The sequence below is a fragment of the Amycolatopsis sp. M39 genome, assembly GCF_001651785.1.
Lineage (GTDB): Bacteria > Actinomycetota > Actinomycetes > Mycobacteriales > Pseudonocardiaceae > Amycolatopsis > Amycolatopsis rubida.
Genome location: NZ_LWSF01000008.1, coordinates 84118 through 105401, shown reverse-complemented (window position 1 = coordinate 105401; position 21284 = coordinate 84118). Strand labels below are relative to the sequence as shown.

General features: G+C 68.7%; 19 protein-coding genes and 2 pseudogenes. 13 read left to right on the top strand and 8 right to left on the bottom strand.

The window, feature by feature from the left end; all coding sequences use genetic code 11:
• Positions 1-37: 37 nt before the first annotated feature.
• Positions 38-691 carry an amino acid-binding protein gene (locus A4R44_RS20915; RefSeq protein WP_037367388.1) on the bottom strand — a complete coding sequence of 218 codons (654 nt, stop codon included), beginning with the start codon at positions 689-691 and terminating at the stop codon, positions 38-40.
• A 221-nt stretch (positions 692-912) separates the two neighbouring features.
• Between A4R44_RS20915 and gatC the strand changes: the two genes are divergently transcribed.
• From gatC to A4R44_RS20895, 4 genes are read left to right on the top strand one after another with little or no spacing between them, the layout of a single operon-like run.
• Positions 913-1212, top strand: a complete 300-nt coding sequence (gene gatC, locus A4R44_RS20910) for an Asp-tRNA(Asn)/Glu-tRNA(Gln) amidotransferase subunit GatC (protein ID WP_037811790.1) — start codon at positions 913-915, stop codon at positions 1210-1212.
• Entirely contained in the window at positions 1209-2726 is a 1518-nt protein-coding gene (gene gatA / locus A4R44_RS20905) for an Asp-tRNA(Asn)/Glu-tRNA(Gln) amidotransferase subunit GatA (protein WP_067583212.1), read from the top strand. The genes gatC and gatA overlap by 4 nt, the downstream gene beginning before the upstream one ends.
• Positions 2723-4228 carry an Asp-tRNA(Asn)/Glu-tRNA(Gln) amidotransferase subunit GatB gene (gatB, locus tag A4R44_RS20900; protein WP_067583209.1) on the top strand — a complete coding sequence of 502 codons (1506 nt, stop codon included), beginning with the start codon at positions 2723-2725 and terminating at the stop codon, positions 4226-4228. Before gatA ends, gatB begins: the two co-directional genes overlap by 4 nt.
• Entirely contained in the window at positions 4229-4747 is a 519-nt protein-coding gene (locus A4R44_RS20895; protein ID WP_067583206.1) for a hypothetical protein, read from the top strand.
• Positions 4748-5122: 375 nt separating this feature from the next.
• Here the strand turns inward: A4R44_RS20895 and A4R44_RS20890 are convergent, their stop codons facing one another.
• Complete coding sequence (locus A4R44_RS20890) at positions 5123-6331, bottom strand: sorbosone dehydrogenase family protein (protein ID WP_067583532.1); 1209 nt, start codon at positions 6329-6331, stop codon at positions 5123-5125.
• 58 nt (positions 6332-6389) lie between these two features.
• Between A4R44_RS20890 and A4R44_RS20885 the strand changes: the two genes are divergently transcribed.
• Both A4R44_RS20885 and A4R44_RS20880 read left to right on the top strand, forming a co-directional pair.
• The gene (locus A4R44_RS20885) at positions 6390-7298 is read left to right on the top strand and encodes a 2-hydroxyacid dehydrogenase (RefSeq protein ID WP_067583534.1); all 909 of its coding nucleotides are present in this window, start codon (positions 6390-6392) and stop codon (positions 7296-7298) included.
• Positions 7299-7403: 105 nt separating this feature from the next.
• Positions 7404-7979, top strand: coding sequence for a DoxX family protein (locus A4R44_RS20880; protein ID WP_093573950.1), 576 nt, complete (start codon positions 7404-7406; stop codon positions 7977-7979).
• 577 nt (positions 7980-8556) lie between these two features.
• Here the strand turns inward: A4R44_RS20880 and ilvD are convergent.
• Both ilvD and A4R44_RS20870 read right to left on the bottom strand, forming a co-directional pair.
• Positions 8557-10401, bottom strand: a complete 1845-nt coding sequence (gene ilvD, locus A4R44_RS20875) for a dihydroxy-acid dehydratase (protein ID WP_067583197.1) — start codon at positions 10399-10401, stop codon at positions 8557-8559.
• 72 nt (positions 10402-10473) lie between these two features.
• Positions 10474-11055 carry a PH domain-containing protein gene (locus A4R44_RS20870; protein WP_067583526.1) on the bottom strand — a complete coding sequence of 194 codons (582 nt, stop codon included), beginning with the start codon at positions 11053-11055 and terminating at the stop codon, positions 10474-10476.
• Between the two features lie 324 nt (positions 11056-11379).
• On the opposite strand from A4R44_RS20870, the pseudogene A4R44_RS20865 reads away from it, so the two are divergent.
• The 4 genes and pseudogenes from A4R44_RS20865 (at position 11380) to A4R44_RS20850 (ending at position 15205) form a co-directional block, all read left to right on the top strand.
• A pseudogene (locus tag A4R44_RS20865) lies at positions 11380-13283 on the top strand (acetolactate synthase large subunit).
• Positions 13280-13786 carry an acetolactate synthase small subunit gene (gene ilvN / locus A4R44_RS20860; RefSeq protein WP_009074017.1) on the top strand — a complete coding sequence of 169 codons (507 nt, stop codon included), beginning with the start codon at positions 13280-13282 and terminating at the stop codon, positions 13784-13786. Before A4R44_RS20865 ends, ilvN begins: the two are co-directional and overlap by 4 nt.
• A gap of 43 nt (positions 13787-13829) precedes the next feature.
• On the top strand, positions 13830-14843 hold the full coding sequence (gene ilvC / locus A4R44_RS20855) for a ketol-acid reductoisomerase (protein ID WP_067583195.1): 1014 nt from the start codon (positions 13830-13832) through the stop codon (positions 14841-14843).
• Between the two features lie 98 nt (positions 14844-14941).
• Positions 14942-15205, top strand: a complete 264-nt coding sequence (locus A4R44_RS20850; protein WP_067583523.1) for a DUF397 domain-containing protein — start codon at positions 14942-14944, stop codon at positions 15203-15205.
• Between the two features lie 163 nt (positions 15206-15368).
• On the opposite strand, the pseudogene A4R44_RS50550 reads toward A4R44_RS20850, so the two are convergent.
• A pseudogene (locus A4R44_RS50550) lies at positions 15369-16180 on the bottom strand (M55 family metallopeptidase).
• Positions 16181-16438: 258 nt separating this feature from the next.
• Positions 16439-16999 carry a TetR/AcrR family transcriptional regulator gene (locus A4R44_RS20840; RefSeq protein WP_198545377.1) on the bottom strand — a complete coding sequence of 187 codons (561 nt, stop codon included), beginning with the start codon at positions 16997-16999 and terminating at the stop codon, positions 16439-16441.
• A gap of 104 nt (positions 17000-17103) precedes the next feature.
• Between A4R44_RS20840 and A4R44_RS20835 the strand changes: the two genes are divergently transcribed.
• The 3 genes from A4R44_RS20835 (at position 17104) to A4R44_RS20825 (ending at position 19464) form a co-directional block, all read left to right on the top strand.
• Positions 17104-17643 carry a cupin domain-containing protein gene (locus tag A4R44_RS20835; RefSeq protein WP_067583193.1) on the top strand — a complete coding sequence of 180 codons (540 nt, stop codon included), beginning with the start codon at positions 17104-17106 and terminating at the stop codon, positions 17641-17643.
• A 97-nt stretch (positions 17644-17740) separates the two neighbouring features.
• Positions 17741-18421, top strand: a complete 681-nt coding sequence (locus A4R44_RS20830; protein WP_067583191.1) for a HEAT repeat domain-containing protein — start codon at positions 17741-17743, stop codon at positions 18419-18421.
• Positions 18415-19464 (top strand): MerR family transcriptional regulator, encoded by a 1050-nt coding sequence (locus A4R44_RS20825; RefSeq protein ID WP_067583188.1) that lies wholly within the window; start codon positions 18415-18417, stop codon positions 19462-19464. The genes A4R44_RS20830 and A4R44_RS20825 overlap by 7 nt, the downstream gene beginning before the upstream one ends.
• Positions 19465-19945: 481 nt before the next feature.
• Here A4R44_RS20825 and A4R44_RS20820 read toward each other — a convergent pair whose 3' ends face one another.
• Together A4R44_RS20820 and A4R44_RS50545 are read right to left on the bottom strand one after the other, a co-directional pair.
• Positions 19946-20842, bottom strand: a complete 897-nt coding sequence (locus tag A4R44_RS20820; RefSeq protein WP_067583185.1) for a nuclear transport factor 2 family protein — start codon at positions 20840-20842, stop codon at positions 19946-19948.
• Positions 20843-20933: 91 nt separating this feature from the next.
• Positions 20934-21272, bottom strand: coding sequence for an ankyrin repeat domain-containing protein (locus A4R44_RS50545; protein WP_232791703.1), 339 nt, complete (start codon positions 21270-21272; stop codon positions 20934-20936).
• Positions 21273-21284: the final 12 nt, after the last annotated feature.

Here is a 21284-nt window from a genome sequence, read left to right as displayed (position 1 = left end):
ACCCGAGATCTTCAGGACAGCCGACCCAAACCTTGGGTCACCCGTCCAGAACCACTGCGACGATCCCGGCGAAGTGCGCCAGCCGTGCGACCTCCGCGGCACGGAAGTTGGGCCCGCCCGGCCGTGCGACGAGCATCGCCTTCCCTGGCTTTCCCAGCGGAGTAGCGGCCAGTTCGGTGCCGAGTTCCTTCCAGGTCTCCGGGACCCAGGAATCCTCGCCGTCCAAGACGGTCGCACGTTCCAGCGGCAGCCACGGCAAGTCCGTGAAGGGGTTCTCCGGCGCCGCGCTCGACGAAGCCAATCGGCGAGGTCCAGATTCCGAATGCTCGACGATCACCGCCCACCCGGCGCGGATGATCTTCGGCACACCTTCGGCGAGCAAATCCAGCCCGGCTTTCGGCTGCGCGGCGATCTCCTCGACCAGCTCGAGCTCGCGATGGGTGTCGAGGATGCCCGCGTACGGCCGCACCGCGTCGACCTCGACGCCTTCCACGCTCTCGGCCGCGGTGATCAGCGCGTCCGGGAGCCTGCCCGACGGGAGTTCGACCACCAGGTCGTCGATCGCGAGTCCGCCGCCGCGTTCCACCACGTCCACGCTCAGGATGTCGGCCCCGACTGTGCCGAGCGCGGTCGCGACCGCGCCGAGGGTGCCGGGGGAGTCCGGTAGCTGGACCCGGATCAGGAACGACACCACGCGCCCCTCTCGCCTCAGGCGTCCCAGCCCTGTCGTGGGACGCGCTTGCCGGGCGCCGATTGTGACAGACCGGGTACCCGCGGGGGCCCGCTGTCCGGCAAGCGGGACGCCCTGCCCGGCGCCCGCGGCCCGATAACCCGGTCGAACCGCCCGACGCCGTCACCATAGACTTGCAGCTTCCGAGAGCACCCGCACAGCACACCCCGGGAGTCACCCGCGTGCCCAACATTTCCCGAGACGAGGTCGCACACCTCGCCAGGCTGGCCAGGCTGGCCGTGACCGACGACGAGCTGGACGTTTTCGCCGGCCAGCTCGACCAGATCCTCGACTCGGTCGCGAAGGTCAGCGAAGTCGCCGAGGAAGACGTCCCGCCGACCTCGCACGCCGTGCCGTTGACGAACGTCTTCCGCGAGGACACCGTCCGGCCCAGTCTCGAGCAGCAGGACGCGCTGGCCGCCGCGCCGGCCGCCGAAGACGGCCGGTTCCGGGTGCCGCGGATCCTGGGAGAAGAACAGTGAGCGAACTCGTCAAGCTGACGGCCGCCGAGCTGGCGGCCAAGATCCACGCGCGCGAGGTGTCCGCGGTCGAGGTCGCGCAGGCGCACCTGGACCGGATCGCCGCGGTGGACGACCACGTGCACGCGTTCCTGCACGTCGACACGGAAGGCGCGCTCGGCGCGGCCGAGGCTGTCGACGAGCAGCTGGCCGCGGGAGAGCAGCCGGCGTCGCCGCTGGCGGGCGTCCCGCTGGCGCTGAAGGACGTGTTGACCACGAAGGGCGTGCCGACGACCTGCGGGTCCCGCACGCTCGAGGGATGGCTGCCGCCGTACGACGCGACCGTCACGCGCAAGCTGCGCGAAGCGGGCGTCGTGATCCTCGGCAAGACGAACATGGACGAGTTCGCGATGGGCTCCTCCACTGAGAACTCGGCGTACGGCCCGACGCACAACCCTTGGGACCACGCACGCATCCCGGGCGGTTCGGGCGGTGGCTCCTCCGCGGCGATCTCGGCGTTCGAAGCGGCTCTCGCGATCGGTACGGACACGGGTGGCTCGATCCGGCAGCCTGGCGCTGTCACCGGCACTGTGGGCGTGAAGCCGACCTACGGCGGAGTGTCGCGTTACGGGCTCGTGGCGTTCTCGTCTTCGCTCGACCAGGCCGGGCCGTGCGCGCGTACGGTGCTTGACGCCGCGCTGCTGCACGAAGCGATCGCTGGTTACGACCCGATGGACTCGACGTCCATCAACGCACCGGTGCCGCCGGTTGTCGCCGCGGCGCGCGAAGGCGCGAAGGGCGACCTGTCCGGCGTACGCGTCGGCGTCGTGAAGGAGTTCGGCGGCGATGGTTACCAGGCAGGCGTACTGCGCTCGTTTGAGGCTGCCGTAGAGCAGCTTCACGCTCTCGGTGCCGAAGTGGTCGAGGTGTCGTGCCCGCACTTCACGTACGCGCTGCCCGCGTATTACCTGATCGCGCCGAGCGAGGCGTCGTCGAACCTCGCGCGCTTCGACGCGATGCGGTACGGCCTGCGCGTCTCGGACGACGGCGAGCACAGTGCCGAAGAAGTGATGTCGCTGACCCGCGAGAAGGGCTTCGGCGCTGAAGTGAAGCGTCGCATCATGCTCGGCACGTACGCGCTTTCGTCGGGCTACTACGACGCGTACTACGGCTCCGCGCAGAAGGTGCGCACGCTCATCACTCGTGACTTCACGCAGGCCTTCGAGAAGGTTGACGTGCTTGTGTCGCCGACGACGCCGACTACGGCGTTCAAGCTCGGCGAGCGCGTAGACGACCCGATGGCGATGTACCTCGCCGACCTGTGCACCATCCCGTCGAACCTCGCGGGCAACGCCGCCATGAGCGTCCCGAGCGGACTGTCCGACGAGGACGGGCTGCCGGTCGGCCTGCAGATCATGGCCCCGGCGCTCGCCGACGACCGGCTGTACCGCGTCGGTGCCGCGTACGAGGCCGCGCGCGACGTCGCTGCCGGCGGCTCGCTCGTGCACCAGGCTCCGGAGCTGGGAGGAACGAAGTGACTGCCGTGGCCGAGTTGATGGACTACGCCGAGGTCGTCGAGCGGTTCGACCCCGTGCTCGGGCTCGAGGTCCATGTGGAGCTCAGCACGAACACGAAGATGTTCTGCGGCTGCGTCAACGAGTTCGGCGGCGAGCCGAACACCAAGACGTGCCCGACCTGCCTCGGCCTGCCCGGTTCGCTGCCGGCCGTGAACGGCAAGGCGGTCGAGGGCGCGATCCGGATCGGTCTCGCGCTCAACTGCGAGATCGCGGAGTGGTGCCGGTTCGCCCGGAAGAACTACTTCTACCCGGACATGCCGAAGAACTTTCAGACGTCGCAGTACGACGAGCCGATCGCGTTCGACGGCTACCTCGACGTGACACTGGACGACGGCGAGGTCGTGCGTGTCGAGATCGAGCGTGCGCACATGGAGGAGGACACCGGCAAGTCGCTGCACATCGGCGGCGCGACCGGCCGGATCCACGGTGCCGAGCACTCGTTGCTCGACTACAACCGCGCCGGCGTGCCGCTGATCGAGATCGTCACCAAGCCGATCACCGGCACCGGCGAGCGGGCGCCCGAGGTGGCGCGCGCGTACGTCACCGCGCTGCGCGACCTGCTGCGAGCGCTCGACGTGTCCGACGTCCGCATGGACCAGGGCTCGCTGCGCTGCGACGCGAACGTGTCGCTGATGGCCAAGGACGCGACGGAATTCGGCACGCGCACCGAGACGAAGAACGTCAACTCGCTGCGCAGCGTCGAGCGCGCGGTGCGGTACGAGATGACGCGCCAGGCGGCGATTCTCGCCGAAGGCGGGTCGATCCGGCAGGAGACGCGGCACTTCCAGGAGGCCGACGGCACCACGTCGTCCGGGCGCGCCAAGGAAACCGCGGAGGACTACCGGTACTTCCCGGAGCCCGATCTCGTGCCGATCGCGCCGTCGCGCGAGTGGGTCGAGGAGCTGCGTGCGACGCTGCCGGAGATGCCGTCGGAACGGCGCAAGCGGATCCAGGAAGAGTGGAAGCTCTCCGACGAAGCGCTGCGCGACCTGCTGAACGTCGGTGCCGTCGACCTCGTCGCGGCGACGGTCGAAGCCGGCGCGACGCCGGACGAGGCGCGCGGCTGGTGGGTCAACACGCTCGCGCAGGAAGCGAACACGCGTGAGGTCGAGCTGACCGAGCTAGCGATCACGCCGGCGCAGGTCGCCGAGGTGATCGGGCTCGTGTCCTCCGGGGAGCTGACGAACAAGCTCGCCAAGGAGGTCGTGCAGGGCGTCCTCGCGGGCGAGGGTTCGCCGCGCGAGGTCGTCGAGAAGCGCGGCCTGAAGGTCGTCTCCGACGATTCGGCGCTGCTCACCGCTGTCGACGAAGCTTTGGCCGCGCAGCCGGACATCGCCGACAAGATCCGCGGCGGCAAGGTCGCCGCGGCAGGCGCGATCGTCGGCGCGGTCATGAAGGCGACCAAGGGCCAGGCCGACGCCAAACGGGTGCGCGAGCTGATCATCGAGCGCGTCGGTTCCTGAGTGGCTTTTTCGGTTCGACGCGTCACCTGGCGCGAGTGGCTCGGCCTGGCGGCCGGGCTGCTCGCGGCCGGGTCGACAGCCTTGCCCTGGACTGTGTTGTCGGCGGACACCGCGACGTCCGACGTCCGTGACGCATTCGGGACATTGCCGCACAGCGACGTCGTGCGCACGGCATGGCATTCGGATCTCTTCTCGTGGGGTCCGCCGCTGCTGCTGGCCGTGGTGGGGCTCGCGGTGGTGGTGTTCGGGCAGGTCACCAAGGCACGGGTGAGTGGGTTGCCGCAGTTGTGGCTGGTGGGCGGCCTGGCGACGATTCTGCTGATGGTGATCGGCTGGACGACGCTGGGCTGGGTGTTCGACAGTGATCAACGAGCGTTCCTGGACGCTGCTGGGGTGTCGATCTCGGGTGGGATCGGGCGGTATCTGGGGATGGCGTTCGCGGTCGGGTCGGTCGTGGTGGCGATCGCGGACATCCGGGCGGCTCGGGAGGAGAGCCGGGCTTCCCGTCGTCGCCGCTGAATGGCGACGCGAGCCGGTCCTGGCTGAGCTTCTGGCCGGTTCGCCGCTCAGCGGCGACGGAGAATTGGCCTCTCGTCGGCTGGCTTCGGCGGATTCGCCGCTGTCTGGCGACTGGCCCACGGATCGAGAGTCGGCTCTCAGCGGATTGGGCGTTGAGCGGCGACCGGTGCTCGGCCGGGAAGCGGTTTGGCGGATTCGCTGTTTCGCGGCGATTCCGGCCGGATCTCACGTCGGCTGGGATCAGGGGCACGGTAAGCGGCCAGTTCGAGTGGGAACAGGATGTCGCGTGACCGGGTCAGCTGTCGCCGCTGAATGGCTAATCGCAGGTCAGCTGGCCAATTAGGCTCGGGAAGGCCGAGTCCGGCGCATCCGGCCTCAGTCCTTGCCCGGACCGCCGCCCGTGTCGCTCACCACGATCAGGACCACGCGGTCGTCGCTGGAGACCGGTTTGCCGCCGTCCTTGTTGACGGTTCCGGCGACGGCCAGCTGAGGGTTGATCATGCTCATGGCGGAGAGCCGGCCGTACGTCGTGGCGGCCTTGCTCTTGCCATCGAGGGTGACCGTCGGCTTGCCGGTGACCGCGCCGTCCTTGTTGACCGGCACGTTCTGCAAGCCGGTGGACGACGCGATGCCGAGGATGCCGTTCGCGTCGACGAAATCGACGCAGCCGCCGAGGGAAGGCTTGTCCTGCCAGGTCCACGCGGGTGTGCTGAGCGGCTGTCCGGACTGCAGGCGGTACACGGCGTCCGGGCCGTTGGCCGGGTGATCGGTCACCCAGGCGCGCTTCCCGTCGGAGGAACGGCAGATGCCGCCGGGGGAGTGCAAGCCCGCGGCATAGACGGCGGACCCGGAGGTGGGATTGCCGGTCGCCGGTTTCCCGGAGACGTCGATGCGCAGGACCTTGCCTGCCAGCGAATTAGGGTCCGCGGCCGCGGCAGGGTTGCCTGCGTCTCCTGTCGCGACGAGCAGTGCGCCGCTTCCGTCGCTGGCCAGCGCGCCGCGATTGCCGGTCGGGCCCTTCGGGATGCCGGTCAGCACCGGCTTCTGAGCCTGGCCCTTGGCGAACCGCACGACTCGGTTGTCCGACGCCGTGGTGACGTATGCGAAGACCAGCTGATCCTCGACATAGCTCGGCGACAGCGCCAGGCTGGTCAGCCCCCCGTCGCCGTCAGCCTGGACGTCCAGTTGCGCGAACGACGTCGCGTCATGTCCGGAGCTGGCCAGCATCACCCGGCCGGTTTTCCGCTCACCGGCGAGAGCGGCGGGCGCGGATCCCTCGCCGGGAAGCCCGGCGACGGCGGCGACTGTGTCCAGGCAGGTGGCTATGACGGCCTTGTCGAAGTCTTTGCAGCCCTGCGGAGGCGGAACCGGCGAGGGAGGCGCTTGCGCGGGGCCGGTGCGGGGGCCGCTGCCGGGGCCGTCGCCGTGCTCCTGGACCTGCGGCGGAGATTCCGGGCTCGGCACCGGCGCGGGGGTGAACGTCTGGCCGGCGGCGGTGTCGTCGAACCGGGCGCAGCCGGAAAGCACGAGGCCGCCGCAGGCGAGGAGGGCCAGCGGCGCCGACCACCGGTACCGGGTACGCATGATGCCCCAGCCTAGGTGGAGCGGCGTGAGCCACTGGTAAGTGGTTACCGTGGTGATCATGACAGTCACCGTGCTGGTCCCGGACGACGAGGGCGTCGCCGTGCTGTCCGAAATCCCCCTCGTCCATGCGGTGCGCTACGAATGGGGCCGCCCGTTGCCGCCGGAGGCCGCGAAAGCCGAGGTGCTCGTCCCGGCCATGGATTCGACGGGCGACGACATCTGGAGCGAGCTGCCGAACCTCAAGCTGGTGCAGCTCCTGACCGCAGGCGCGGAAGACTGGGTCGGCCGCGTCCCGGACGGCGTTCTGTTGTCCACCTGCCGAGGTGCGCACGGCGGCAGCATGGCGGAGTGGGTCGTCGGCGTGCTGCTGTCGATGTACCGGAATCTGGACGTCTACGCGGCGGCGCAACGGGCCGGGCGCTGGGAGCAGCTGCCGTCCGACACGTTGCAGGGCCAGCGTGTGCTGATCGTCGGTGCGGGGGACGTCGGACGTCAGTTGCGGCGGAGGTTGGAGCCGTTCGGTGTCCGCTGCACGATGGTCGGGATGTCGGCGCGTGAGGGCGTGCACGGTGTCGATGAGTTACCGGAACTGCTGCCGCACCACGATGTGGTGGTCATGATGGTCCCCCTCACGTCGCGGACGCGGGGCATGGTCGACGCTGATTTTCTTGCGGCGATGCGTGCTGGCGCGGTGCTGGTCAATGCTGCTCAAGGGCCTGTTGTGATTACTGACGCGCTTGCGGCGGAGCTGGCGGCGGGACGGCTTCGCGCCGCGCTCGACGTGACCGATCCCGAGCCGTTGCCGGACGGCCATCCGCTGTGGACAGCGCCCGGTTTCGTGCTGACGCCGCACGTGGCCGGAGCGGTGCGCGGCGTCCGGCGGCGCGCTTATTTGGTGGCAGCGGCGGAAATCGCCCGGTACGCTGGCGGAGAGCTACCTGGCAATCTCGTGCGCGGCGAATACTGATCGTTTCCCGGATGTCGACCTGGCACTCAGGGTGAACCCTGAAAGAGCCCCTGACCTCGGCGTGCTCGCTCGCGGGTCACGGCTGAATCCCCTAATCTTCGCCGCGTGACCACTCAAGGGGACGACTACCAGACCAGCGTGCTGTCCGGTGTCGAGGACTCTGCCGGCAACGACTACGACGAACCGCGGCAGGGCGGTCTCGGCTTCGGCCTGCTCGTCTTGCGCCTGGGGCTCGGCGTGATCATGGGTGCGCACGGCCTGCAGCATCTGTTCGGCGCTTTCGGCGGACCGGGCGTCGGCGGGTTCGCGCATGTGCTTGAGATGTTCGGGTACCACAAACAGACAACGCTGCTGTCCTGGATCACCGGCATCACCGAGGTCGCGGGCGGTGCGCTGGTGATCGTCGGCCTGTTCACGCCGCTCGCCGCGGCGGGGCTGCTGGGCGTGGCGGCGAACATCGTCTACGCGAAGTTCCACGGAGGCTTTTTCGAGGGCACCGGTCAGGGCTGGGAGTACGAGCTGCTGCTGGGCCTGTGCGCGTTGACGCTGATCTTCACCGGCGCGGGCACCATCTCGCTGGAGCGGAACACGCCGTGGCGCAGGCGGCCGTTGCCGCTCGGGCTCATCTCGTTGCTGCTGGCTGCGGCTGCGTCTGTGGTGGTCATCGTTCTGACTCGCTGACGCGGCTGGAGCCTGCGTCGAGCCGGTTGGAGGCAACGGCCGGGTTGACGGGGCCCCGGTCGTTGACCAGGCTTTTGAGGTGTTGCCGTTTAGCGGCGAATGCCTGGTGGGGGCCGCAATCCAGGGGTTCGGTGCTGGCTGGACTGGCTCGTGAGCGGCGACGGTAGACGTGGGTGCCGCGGCTGGAGCTGGAGTTGGCGCGGACAGGCGGGCAATGGTCGTTGAGCGGCGACTCGTGTCGAGCGGGGTCTGGGCTGGCGAGAGGGAGCCATCGCCGTTTGGCGGCGGATGTGGACCGGGCAGCTCGGGCTGGCCGGAGCTCCTGGTCGCCGTTGAGCGGCGATTCGCGTTGATCAGGATCTTGGGTTGGTCGGGGGAGCGTTCGCCGTGTGGCGGTGAATGTTGTGGACCGGAGGCTCGGGCTGGCCGCAGTGGCCGTTGGGCGACGAATCGTGTCGACCCGGATCCGGCGGTAGCGCAGCCCGAGATTGCGGCGACGGAAGCCAGCTAGCCGAGACACGGAAAAGGGGCCCGCGCACCACGCGCGGGCCCCTTCCGGCAGAAGCGAACAGCAGGATCAGCGGTTCGGGTCCCGGACGGCGCCGGTGTCGGCCGACGTGGCCATCCGGGCGTAGGCCCGCAGCGCCGCGGTGATCGGGCGGTGCCGGTCCTTCGGCTGCCACGGACGCTCCGAAGCCTCCATCTTCGCCCGCCGTTCGGCCAGGACCTCCGGTTCGACCAGCAGCTCGAGCCGGCGTTCGTGGACGTCCAGGACGATCTGGTCGCCGTTCTCCACCAGGCCGATCACGCCGCCCGCGGCGGCTTCCGGCGAGATGTGGCCGACCGAGATGCCCGAGGAGCCGCCGGAGAAGCGGCCGTCGGTGATCAGGGCGCATTTCTTGCCGAGGCCGGATCCCTTGAGGAACGCCGTCGGGTGCAGCATTTCCTGCATGCCGGGACCGCCTGCCGGGCCCTCGTAGCGGATGACCAGCACCTCGCCCGGCTGGATCTCCTTCTTGAGGATTGCCGACACGGCTTCCTCCTGGCTCTCCAGCACGCGCGCCGGGCCCTGGAAGTGCCAGAGGTCCTCGTCGATGCCCGCGGACTTGATCACGGCACCGTTCCCGGCCAGGTTGCCGCGCAGGATCGCGAGGCCGCCGTCCTTCGTGTAGGCGTGTCCGACGTCGCGGATGCAGCCTCCGGCAGCGTCGGTGTCCAACGACGACCAGCGGTTTTCCGTCGAGAACGCCTGCGTGGTCCGAACCCCGCCCGGCGCGGCGTGGAACAGCTCCAGCGCCTTCTCCGACGGAGACTCCGCGCGGATGTCCCACTCGTTCAGCCACGTGGCGATGTCCGGCGCGTGGACCGCGTGCACGCCGGTGTTCAGCAGGCCGCCGCGGTACAGCTCGCCCAGGATGGCGGGGATTCCGCCGGCCCGATGGACGTCTTCCATGTGGTAGTCGGAGTTCGGCGCGACCTTCGACAGGCACGGCACCCGCCGCCCGATGTCGTCGATGTCGCTGATCGTGAAGTCGACCTCGCCCTCCTGCGCGGCGGCGAGGATGTGCAGCACGGTGTTCGTCGACCCGCCCATCGCCATGTCGAGCGCCATCGCGTTCTCGAACGCCTCCTTCGTGGCGATCGAACGCGGCAACGCGGACTCGTCGTCGGAGCCGTACCAGCGTTTGCACAGCTCGACCACGGTGCGTCCGGCGTCGGAGAACAGCTCGCGCCGGGCTGCGTGCGTCGCGAGCGTGGAACCGTTGCCCGGCAATGACAACCCCAGCGCTTCGGTGAGGCAGTTCATCGAGTTCGCGGTGAACATGCCGGAGCAGGAACCGCAGGTCGGACAGGCGGAGCGCTCGACCTCGGAGAGACCGGCCTCGTCGATCGCCGAGTTCGCGGACGCCGCGATGGTGGTGATCAGGTCGGTCGGGGCGTGCGCGACGCCTTCGACGACCACCGCTTTGCCGGCTTCCATCGGACCGCCGGAGACGAACACGGTCGGGATGTTGAGCCGCATCGCGGCGTTGAGCATGCCCGGCGTGATCTTGTCGCAGTTGGAAATGCACACCAGCGCGTCGGCCTGGTGCGCGTTGACCATGTACTCCACCGAGTCGGCGATGATCTCGCGCGAGGGCAGCGAGTAAAGCATGCCCGAGTGGCCCATCGCGATGCCGTCGTCGACCGCGATCGTGTGGAACTCGCGCGCGATGCCGCCTGCTTCGGCGACCGCTTCGGCGACGATCTCGCCGAGGTCCTTGAGGTGCACGTGGCCGGGCACGAACTGGGTGTAGGAGTTCGCGATCGCGACGATCGGCTTGCCGAAATCGCTGTCGGTCATTCCGGTCGCACGCCAGAGCGAGCGTGCGCCCGCCGCGTTGCGACCGTGGGTGGTGGTTCGGGAACGGAGGTGCGGCACGGCATTCTCCCAGGTCAGAAGGCTGAACCAGGCGGAGGGGAACTACGGCTCCGCAAACTGGTCCTACCAATTCTACTCGGCTGGTTTGCCGTTGCCGCCGCCGGTCCGTTCCGCATCGGCGGCGGGCTCCGGTTCAGCGGGCTCGGGAGAGGGCTCCGGGGCGGATTCCTGAGCGGATTCCTGAGTGGCGTCCGGCACCGTCTCGGCGGCGGCCGGTTTCCCTCCAGTGAGCTCCTCGTCGCTCAGCACGCCCGACGGGTCCTTGATCTTGCCCTCGCTCACCAGCGCCAGTACCGGAAGATGCCGCGTCCGCACCGTGGGAAGGCTGACCTGGGTGTCGTCGCCGAGGACCGCGCGCACGCGGGCTTTGTTCGTGATCGCCAGGCCCTTGAGCGACGACCACGGCAGGTCGCGCTTGCCGAAGACGGTCCGGACGTGCAGTCCTTCGCGGGTCGCGACGGTGCGCGTGCGCGCGACGAACACGAGCAGCGCGAGCGGGAAGACGTACAGCCACTGGAATCCGCCGATCTCGCCCAGTGCGATCGGTGTCACACAGACGGTCAGCAGACCGATCGCGAGATACGCCGTGGTCGGGATCCGGAACACGGCCTTCCGGCCCTCGTCCGCACGCTGGTCCTGCTGTTTCTTGGCCACGCAGGAATGGTGCACCGGTGCCGGGAGTGACCTGCGTCCGGGTCGCGCGCGGGCAGTACTGGCCGTCCACGATGCGGAATCGCCGTCCCGCAGAGTTGACACTCGCCCGGGCGCGCGACTAACGTCGGGGTCGTGATTACGCAGACCGGTCTCGTACTTTCCCAGCGCGCCGACGCTTAGGAAGAGTCCTCTGCGTCGACGCGCGACCCTCGTGCGACCTTATGGTCGGCGGGGGTTTTTTGTTGCGTGAAACCGGTTCCCCGACCGGAAGTACGGCCCAGACAACCCGAACGAGTGACACCGAGAACCCACGAGGCAGAACCGATGACCAGTGCCACGTCGCGCAGCGACGCGAAGCCCGGGCCGACCGCGCCCGGTGTCCCAGGAGCACGTCCGAAGCCCGCCCCGCCCGCGGGTACGCCGGTGCGCGTCACCGGTGCGCAGTCGCTCGTCCGCTCGCTTGAGGCGGTCGGCGCGGAGGTCGTGTTCGGCATTCCGGGTGGCACCATCCTTCCCGCCTACGACCCGTTGCTCGACTCGACGAAGGTCCGGCACGTCCTCGTCCGCCACGAGCAGGGCGCCGGGCACGCCGCCACCGGCTACGCGCAGGCGACCGGCAAGGTCGGCGTCTGCATGGCCACCTCGGGTCCGGGAGCCACGAACCTCGTCACCCCGCTGGCCGACGCCAACATGGACTCGGTTCCGGTCGTCGCCATCACCGGGCAGCAGTCGCGCGGCCTGATCGGCACCGACGCGTTCCAGGAAGCCGACATCTGCGGCATCACCATGCCGATCACCAAGCACAACTTCCTCGTCACCGACCCGGCGGAGATCCCGCGGGCCATCGCCGAGGCGTTCCACCTGGCCGCGACCGGACGCCCGGGCCCGGTGCTGGTGGACATCCCCAAGGACGTGCTGCAGGAGATGACCTCGTTCTCCTGGCCGCCCGAACTGCGGCTGCCCGGCTACCGCCCGACGCTGCGTCCGCACGGCAAGCAGGTCCGCGAGGCCGCGAAGCTGATCGCGCAGGCCCAGCGGCCGGTGCTGTACGTCGGCGGCGGCGTGATCAAGGCCGAGGCGTCCGAGCGGCTGCGCGAACTCGCCGAGCTGACCGGCATCCCGGTCGCCACCACGCTGATGGCGCGCGGCGCGTTCCCCGACTCGCACCGTCAGCACGTCGGCATGCCCGGCATGCACGGATCCGTCGCCGCGGTCGCCTCGATGCAGCGCGCTGACCTGCTGGTCGCGCTCGGCGCCCGGTTCGACGACCGGGTCACCGGCCAGCTGTCGTCGTTCGCGCCGGACGCGAAGATCGTCCACGCGGACATCGACCCGGCCGAGATCTCCAAGAACCGCAAGGCGGACGTGCCGATCGTCGGCGACTGCAAGGAGATCATCGGCGAGCTGATCGAAGCGGTGAAGACCGAGTTCGACCGCGCCCGTCCCGACCTGAGCGACTGGTGGACGCAGGTCGACTCGTGGCGCGACGACTACCCGTCGGGTTACGAATGGCCCGACGACGGTTCGCTGTCGCCGCAGTACGTCATCGAGCGGATCGGCGAACTGGTCGGCCCGGACGCGGTGTACGCCGCGGGCGTCGGGCAGCACCAGATGTGGGCCGCGCAGTTCGTGAAGTACGAGAAGCCGCGCACCTGGATCAACTCCGGCGGGCTCGGCACCATGGGCTTCGCCGTCCCGGCCGCGATGGGCGCGCAGTTCGGCCTTCCGGACACGCAGGTGTGGGCGATCGACGGCGACGGCTGCTTCCAGATGACCAACCAGGAACTCGCCACGTGCGCCATCGAAGGCGCGCCGATCNGCCGATCAAGGTCGCCGTGATCAACAACGGCAACCTCGGCATGGTCCGCCAGTGGCAGAACCTGTTCTACTCCGAGCGGTACTCCAACACCGACCTCGGCACGCACAAGCACCGCATCCCGGACTTCACGCTGCTGGCCGAGGCGCTCGGCTGCGCGGGCCTGCGCTGCGAGGCCAAGGAGGACGTCGACGCGACGATCCGGCGCGCGATGGAGATCAACGACCGCCCCGTCGTGATCGATTTCGTCGTGGGGAAGGATGCCCAGGTGTGGCCGATGGTGGCCGCGGGCACCGGGAACGACGAGATCATGGCCGTGCGCGGCATCCGGCCGCTGTTCGACGACGACGAGGTTTCGCAGGAAGCCGTCGAGACCGTCGAGGCCGCCGCCGGGGAGGGAGAGCAAGCATGACTGTCCACACGCTGAGCGTGCTGGTCGAGAACAAGCCCGGTGTGCTCGCCCGGGTCTCCGGACTGTTCTCCCGCCGCGGCTTCAACATCGAGTCCCTTGCTGTCGGGCCCACGGAGAACCCCGAGGTGTCCCGGATGACGATCGTCGTCGCCGTTGAGGAGCTACCGCTCGAACAGGTGACCAAACAGCTCAACAAGCTGGTGAACGTGATCAAGATCGTCGAGCTGGAAGCAGGCAGCGCGGTGCAGCGCGAACTGCTGCTGGTGAAGGTCAGGGCCGACGCCACCGTGCGCAGCCAGGTCCTAGAGACCGTCCAGCTTTTCCGCGCCAAGGTGGTGGACGTCTCGCCGGAGGCGCTCACCGTCGAGGCGACCGGGACGTCGGACAAGATCGGCGCGCTGCTGCGGATGCTGGAGCCGTACGGCATCCGCGAACTCGTCCAGTCCGGCATGGTCGCGGTGGGCCGCGGGGCCCGCTCGATCACCGCCGCTTCTCCCCGCTGAACACCCAGATTTCGTGTAAGTACGGAAGGAAGTAGTACCCCCCATGGCAGTGGAAATCTTCTACGACGACGACGCCGACCTGTCGATCATCCAGGGTCGCAAGGTCGCCGTGATCGGCTACGGCAGCCAGGGCCACGCGCACTCGCTCAGCCTGCGCGACTCGGGCGTCGACGTCCGGATCGGCCTGCAGGAGGGGTCCAAGTCCCGGGCGAAGGCCGAGGAGCAGGGCCTGCGCGTGCTGTCGGTCGCCGAGGCGGCCGCCGAGGCCGACGTGATCATGATCCTCGCGCCGGACACGAAGCAGCGCTTCATCTACGAAGAGCACATCGCGCCGAACCTCAAGGACGGCGACGCGCTCTTCTTCGGCCACGGCTTCAACATCCGGTACGACCTGATCAAGCCGCCGGCCAACGTCGACGTCGCGATGGTCGCCCCGAAGGGCCCGGGCCACCTGGTCCGCCGCCAGTTCGTGGACGGCAAGGGCGTGCCCTGCCTGATCGCGGTCGAGCAGGACGCTTCGGGCAACGCCCAGGCGCTCGCGCTCTCCTACGCCGCGGCGATCGGCGGCGCGCGGGCCGGCGTCATCAAGACGACCTTCACCGAGGAGACCGAGACCGACCTCTTCGGCGAGCAGGCGGTGCTGTGCGGCGGCGCGTCGGCGCTGGTGCAGACCGGTTTCGAGGTGCTCACCGAGGCGGGTTACGCCCCGGAGATCGCGTACTTCGAGGTGCTGCACGAGCTGAAGCTGATCGTCGACCTCATGTACGAGGGCGGCATCGCGCGTCAGCGCTACTCCATCTCCGACACCGCCGAGTACGGCGACCTCACCCGCGGCCCGCGCGTCATCTCGCCGGCCGTCAAGGAGGAGATGAAGAAGATCCTGGGCGAGATCCAGGACGGCACGTTCGCCCGCGAGTGGGTCGCCGAGGACGAGGCCGGCCGGCCGAACTTCACGAAGCTCGAGGACCAGGGCAACCAGCACCCGATCGAGAAGACCGGCAAGAAGCTCCGCGACCTCATGTCGTGGGTGGACCGGCCGATCACCGAGACCGCCTGACCGGTTTCCCGAAGGAGGCCCTGTCGTCCGTTCGACGGACGGCTGGGCCTCCTTTTCGTTACAGGGCGGTGCCGCCGAACGGCGGATACGCTGTGGCGATGAGCCGCCCGACCGATGACAAGGCGCACATCCGGCACGAACTCGACCTCACCGGCGCGACCTGGATCCGCGCCGAACCGGCGGGCGTGACCCTGGAGCATTGCGCGGAGTACGCGTTCGTCCCGCATTCGGACGGGGTGACCTACGTGGCCATCCGGCAGCCGGCTGATCCGGACGGGGCGGTGCTGGTGTTCACGCCTTCGGAATGGGACGCGTTCACGCGCGGGGTTCGGGACGGCGAATTCGAGTTGCCGGAGTCGTAGGCCTTCGCTTCCGTGGGTCGTTTCTGGCCGGTAAATCAGCCTGACTGCTGGTGGACGGCCGTTGCCGGTTAGTGGCGAATCTGGCCTTAGCGGCGCGATTGCGCAGGTCAGGGGTTCTGGTGTCTTCGTGTGCGGGCTTCGCGGCTGGGCCCGGTTGTCCGGATCAGATGGCTCGGAGCGTCGCGATGAGTTCGATGACCTGGTAGGCCGTCGGGAAGTCCGGTGCCTGGTAGCGGAGAGTGCAGCCGTCGGCGAGTTCCATCCCCGGCACCAGCAGCGCGTGTTCAGTCATCCGGGGCCGGTGTGCCTGGACTTCCAGTCCGACCGGACCGTCGAAGCGCAGCGGGCGGACGTCCTCCCGGCTGGCCAGCGCTTCGGGTACCGCGCGTTCGATTTGGTCGCACGCCTCGTCGGGATGGGGCATCTCGCACGCGGAGCGTGCCGCGGCCGCACGAGCACCCAGCGCGCGTTTGACCACCGCGGAGCGGATGCCCGGTGCGACTTCGGCTGCCTCAGCGGCCACGGTGTCATCGCCGCTTGCCGGCGCCGGCGGTACGCCGTAGTGCGCCGCGAGCGCGGCGTTCAGACCGAGTTCGCCCAAAGAACGGCCATTGCAACGCACGTCCGCGACGGTCCCGCCGGAGATGGTGTGCGCCATGACTGAGCGGGGCGTGCCGGCCCTGGCCGTGGTAGCCGATGAAAGGACCGCGTCCGTGTTCTCGGCCAATCCCGCCATCATCCCGCGAGGCTTGGGCGTCCCGCGGAGCAACTCGGCACGTCGGTCCAGCAGTTCGGGCAGAAGGTTCCGGAAGCTCGCGTGCGCTTCGGTGACCTGGACCTCGGCGGCTTCGTCATACGCGAATACGCCGCGAACGGCTGCGTTGGCCTCCGTGGTGAGCAACTTGCGGTTGCGCTCGTATTCGCCGTGCCGGGAATGACCTCGTCGCCGTGGACCACTCCGGCGATTCCCTCCATGTCGACCGAGACGAGCACCCGCATCTCCATCACGCCCTTCTCGGCGACCCATGGCCAGGAATGCCACCCTATCGAGCGTTTCAGTGTGTGGGCGGCGATCGGCCGCCTCGTGTCTGCGGCTTCTCGAGTCTGTGGACGCTCGGTCGATCGCGGGTTTCGCCGATTCGCGGCAACTACGACTTCGCCGGACCAGATCGTGTCCCGTCGGATTCGCCTCCAGGAGGCCGACGATGCTGCGGCCGGTGCGCGGGCTGGTTTTCACGAAGGCAGAAAAATCGCGGCTGCTGCGTCAGCAAGTGCGTCTGGGCTCGGCGAATCCGCTTCGGTTTGAGCCAGGTGCAGCAGCCCGAGAATGGCCGCGTAAGCGACTCGCGCCCGGTGCGCCGCCTGATCCGGCGGGAGGCCGAGTTCGAGATACGTACTGGTCAGAAGGTTAAGCCGGGCTTGGTTGACGCGGCTGACCGCGTCCTTGACCCGCGGGTCATTGCGGTCGCCGAGCAAGCTGAGGTGTACCGACGGGGCCAACGGCTGGACGGCGCGCACGACGGCGGTGAGCAGTTCGCGCAGCCGTTGCCGCGGATCGGCGATTGCGGCGTACTCGGCGAGTCCTGCTTCGCCGTGGCTTCGCCCCCAATCGGCGAGAGCCGCGGTGATCAGCTCGTCCCGGTTGCGGAAGTGCGCGTAGAAACTGCCCTTGGTCACGCCGAGCGTCCGCGCGAGCGGTTCGACTCCGACCGCGGCCAGCCCGCCGTTCGCGATCGCCTTCAGCGCGGCCCGCGTCCAGTCCTGGGCGGACAGCCGGGGCGAATCGTTCACCATGCGCGGAGGATACGCCACCGTATTGACGGTCCTGCCTGTGCTGGATACGGTGTCGTATCCATACGTAGCCGTATTAATACGTTGCCGTACTGAGGGGCGATGAAATGGCACACGCGAAGGTTCGCCGAGTAGTCACCGGGCACGACTCCGGCGGCAAGGCCCGCGTGGTCGCCGACGGTCCCGTCGAGCCGATCACGTCCGGCTTGATGCCGGGCTGCGCGATCTACCGCCTGTGGGGCCGGGACGAACGACCGGTATTTCCCGACAACGGCTCGCCGCGCCGGGCCGAGGCGTATTACCCGCCGCGGGACGGTTCACGGTTCATGATCAACACGATCGCGCCCGGCGAAATGACCCCGCTGCCGGATCTCGACGTGGCGGCGGCCTGGGAAGAACTGGAGCGACAGGCACCGGGCGCGGCCGGCGCGATGGAGCCCGACGCACCGGGCATGCACACCACCGACACCCTCGATTACGTCCTGGTCGTCTCGGGCGAGGTCACGTTGGAGCTGGACGACGGGGATCAGACGGTCTTGCGAGCAGGCGATGTCGTCGTCCAGAACGGCACGCGGCACGCCTGGCGCAACCACGGTGTCGAACCCTGCACGATCGTCGGCGTCGCTGTCGGTGCGGACCGGGCATAGGCCGGATTCGCCACTGAGCGGCGACAGTTTCTTTTGCCCGCCGGGTTTGACATTGACATCGTGACAAGGTCTTCACTGGTCGGCGGAGGTGATCCCGATGAACTCGACACAGATGAATTCCCAGCTCCTGCGGCTGATCGAGGCGTTGGGCTCCGGGGACTCGTCGACGCGGCTGAAGGCTGCCCTGACGATCGGAACGCACCCGGACGGCTCTGGTCTCGTCGAGGCGCTCGTCGCACGTTGCGCGATCGAGCCGGACTTTTACGTACGCGACATGCTCACCTGGGCGTTGACCCGGTTCCCGGCAGGGGACACAGTGCCGCGGCTCCTCACGGAGCTGCGGTCGCCGGTGGCGCAGGCCAGGAGCCAGTCGCTGCACACGTTGTCCAAAATCGGCGACCGGAACGTGTGGCCAGCGATCACCCGATCGTTGCTGCGCGACGCCGACGACGAGGTCGCGAGAAGCGCATGGCGGGCGGCTGTCGTTCTCGTGCCGGACGGGGACAAGACCGGGCTGGCGGCTGAACTGGCGACACAGCTCGGTCGCGGTGACCGGACCCTGCAGCTCAGCCTCAGCCGGGCGCTGGTCGCGCTCGGACCTGTGATCGAGCCGGTATTGGAGGCCGCGGTGCTGAGCACCGACCCGGCCGTTCGGGCGCACGCTGTCGCCACCGAGCGGCTGCTCCGCGACCCGGACACCGGTTTCGACCAGGCCGTGGACGAGGCGAAACGGATCGTCGCGCTCGGTCCGGAGCGGGCTCAGGAAACCGCGTGCTGATCGGCGAGGTCGCCCGCCGCTCGGGGGTGAGCACCCGGATGCTCCGGCACTACGACACCCTCGGGCTGGTGCGGCCGACCGGTCGCACCGTGGGCGGCTATCGCGAGTACTCCGCCGACGACATCCGCCGGATCTTCCACGTGGAGAGCCTCCGGTCGCTCGGGATGTCGCTGCGGCAGATCGGCCGGGCGCTGGAAGATCCCGCTTTCGTGCCGTCGGAGCTGGTCGGCGACCTCATCCGGCGGACCGAAGACCGGCTGAAACGGGAACAGGAGCTGCTCGACCGGCTCCGCGCGGTCGATGCCTCGGCACCCTCCGGATGGGAGGGTGCCTTGCGCATCGTCGAGCTGCTGCGCGGGCTCAGTTCACCGGGTGCGGCGCGTCGGCAGCAGACCGTTCTGGCTCCTGCCGACGAGGTACCGGTTCCTGCTGAGGTGCTGGCCAGAGCGATCCTCGCCGAATCCGACCCGAACGTCGCCGGCGCGCTCCGGTGGGCCCTCGCCCGGACCGATGGCGGCGGGGTGGCGAATGTGGCGTGTGGTCTCCGTTCGGAGGACGCCGACATCCGCCGACGTGCGATCCTGGCACTCATCGAGTTGCCCGGCGACGAGGTGACCGCGGTGTTGATGGAAGTGCTCGCCGGTTCCGACCCTGTGGTCCGTCGGCATGCGGCGCTCGCTCTGGGTGCGCGCGGTGCGGAGGAGGCGGTGCCGACGCTTGTCGAAATGGTCGTCGAGGGGCGAAACGACGTCGAGGCGGCTGAGGTTTTGGGCGCGTTGGCGGATGGGGGCGCGGACGGAATTGCCGGAGCGTTGGTCGACGCGTCGGCCGCGCATCCTGCGGATTCCGCGGTGCGAATCCGGTTGACACAGGCGCTCGCGGAGATGCCGGGGACGCTTGCGCACGGGGCGCTGCAGCAGTTGGCGGGGGACGGGGATCGGGCCGTGGCGTTGGTGGCTTCGGCTCTGGTGAAGGTTGTTGAAGAGCGTGAGGGTGTTGGTGATGAGGGCTCTGGAGGCACCCATCCGGGTGCGGGTAGCTGACCGAGATTCGGGGGATCGGTGCTGGTCAGAGGGTGTTTGCCATTTAATGGCGAAACTTGGCCTGGGGTGAGTGGCCCTTCAACGGTGATCGGCGTGGCCGGTTGGGCGGCGGTCTGGGGTGAATTGCCGTTGGCTGGCGGAAGCCGCAGGGATGGTCGCGGTCAGGCGTCAGGTGGGGTGTTCGTCGCTCAACGGTGAGGGTTGCGGCGGCGTTCGTTGCCGATGGGCGGCGAGGGCCGCCTCGGCGGACGTTGCCGCCGAATGGCGAACAGTGGCAGTTGCTGCCACCGCGTGGCGAGGTAAGAGGCGGTGGCGTTCGCCGCTGGATGGCAACGATGGTTCGACGGTTGAGTGGCCGTGTCGGGTTGCGTGATACAGATTCGCCGTTGAGCGGCGAATCTTGTGGCGAGCCGTCGTGGTGACGGTGTTCAGCGCGGTGCGCGCGTTGCCGTTCAGTGGCGAAGACGTGGAGGAGTTGCCGTTATTCGGAGACGCGGGTGATGAGCTCCGCTAGGCGGCCGGTGGCCGCGGCCAGGGCGAGGTGGTCACCGTAGTCGCGGGACTCGACGATCTCTCCGTCTCGGATGCGCATTACGAAGATGTTGTTCACCTGGAACGGGGTTCCGGAGCTGGTTTCGCCTACGTAGGTTGATTCGCCGATGATGACTTCTGGGTCGGTGCTCAGGTGGAGTACTAGGTCGGTCACCTCGATGCGGAAGGCCGCTGCGGCACCGGCGTCGAAGTGAGCCCGCAGGTCGTCTCGGGTGCGGAGGACGGGGGCCCCGGGCAGGAACGGGTGTCGGACATCGGTCTTTGCCGCATAGAGGTCGGGAAGTTCGGACCAGCGTCCGTCGGCGACGCCGAAGACGACTCGTTGGAATACGCCCTCACGGCTGTTCGGGGAGAAGAGTTCAGCCGGGCGCGGAGCGATGGGGCGAAGTTTGTAAGCGGGCGCTTGGGTGTATGCCTCGCCGAGGCCGGCGGTTGCGTTTTGAATCGCGGCCAGGCGCAGGTAGTCGTGATAGTCGCGGGTGTGGGTGAGGAGTCCGTCGCGGGCGCGAAGGACTTGGATGTTGGCCGTCTCGGTTGTCCGGCCGGTTTTCCGCGACTCGGCGGTGTACTGGTACTCGGCGACGATGACCTCGGGGCGGGCGGTTTCGTGGATGGTCACGTCGTGGCGTTTGAGGCGAAGCGTTTGACCCAGGCCGCTGACAAAACGGTCGTGCACTGCGGCGCGGCCTTCCATCCGGCTCGGCCTGGGGATTGAGGTGGGGTGTTCGACGACAGTGTCTTCGGAGTAGAGGTGTGCGAGGTCGGCGAAGCGGCCGTCGGTGATTCCGGTGGAGAGCTGGTCGAACAGGTCGTGTGCGGTGGGCATGAGGGTCTCCGCAGGGTCGGCTAACCGGAGTCTGTAGTCCGTTACGATACGGACTACAGACTCCGGATGTCTACCGGCCGGGAGTTGCCGATTAGTGGCGACTGAGGCGGTGCAGCAGTTCTTGAGCGGCTGGGCTGTCGCAGGCTTCTGCCCAGCCTTCGGGGGTGCTGTCCCAGAGGGCATCGCGGGCGGTGAGGTCGGTGCCAGCGTTTGCGAGGAGTTCGATGACGTCCAGCCGGTTGCTCTGGGCGGCCAGGTGCAGCGCCGTGACGCCGACGCCGTGGCGTGGGCCGCCGAACGTGCCGATGTGGTTGACGTTCGCTAGCGACAGCAGAGTCTCTGTTGCCGCTGAGCGGCCACACGCGGCTGCCCAGGTGAGGGCGGTGCCGCGGTAGACGTCGGCGTTCAGGTTCGCGCGGCGTGAGGCCAGGGTGCGGAGTGT

What these genes read in the sequence shown, in the direction of transcription:
- A4R44_RS20890 (WP_067583532.1), bottom strand. Translation starts at nt 6,331, where the DNA reads ATGCGTACCCGGTACCGGTGGTCGGCGCCGCTGGCCCTCCTCGCCTGC.
- A4R44_RS20885 (WP_067583534.1), top strand. Translation starts at nt 6,390, where the DNA reads ATGACAGTCACCGTGCTGGTCCCGGACGACGAGGGCGTCGCCGTGCTG.
- ilvN (WP_009074017.1), top strand. Translation starts at nt 13,280, where the DNA reads ATGACTGTCCACACGCTGAGCGTGCTGGTCGAGAACAAGCCCGGTGTG.
- ilvC (WP_067583195.1), top strand. Translation starts at nt 13,830, where the DNA reads ATGGCAGTGGAAATCTTCTACGACGACGACGCCGACCTGTCGATCATC.
- A4R44_RS20850 (WP_067583523.1), top strand. Translation starts at nt 14,942, where the DNA reads ATGAGCCGCCCGACCGATGACAAGGCGCACATCCGGCACGAACTCGAC.
- A4R44_RS20840 (WP_198545377.1), bottom strand. Translation starts at nt 16,999, where the DNA reads ATGGTGAACGATTCGCCCCGGCTGTCCGCCCAGGACTGGACGCGGGCC.
- A4R44_RS20835 (WP_067583193.1), top strand. Translation starts at nt 17,104, where the DNA reads ATGGCACACGCGAAGGTTCGCCGAGTAGTCACCGGGCACGACTCCGGC.
- A4R44_RS20830 (WP_067583191.1), top strand. Translation starts at nt 17,741, where the DNA reads ATGAACTCGACACAGATGAATTCCCAGCTCCTGCGGCTGATCGAGGCG.
- A4R44_RS20820 (WP_067583185.1), bottom strand. Translation starts at nt 20,842, where the DNA reads ATGCCCACCGCACACGACCTGTTCGACCAGCTCTCCACCGGAATCACC.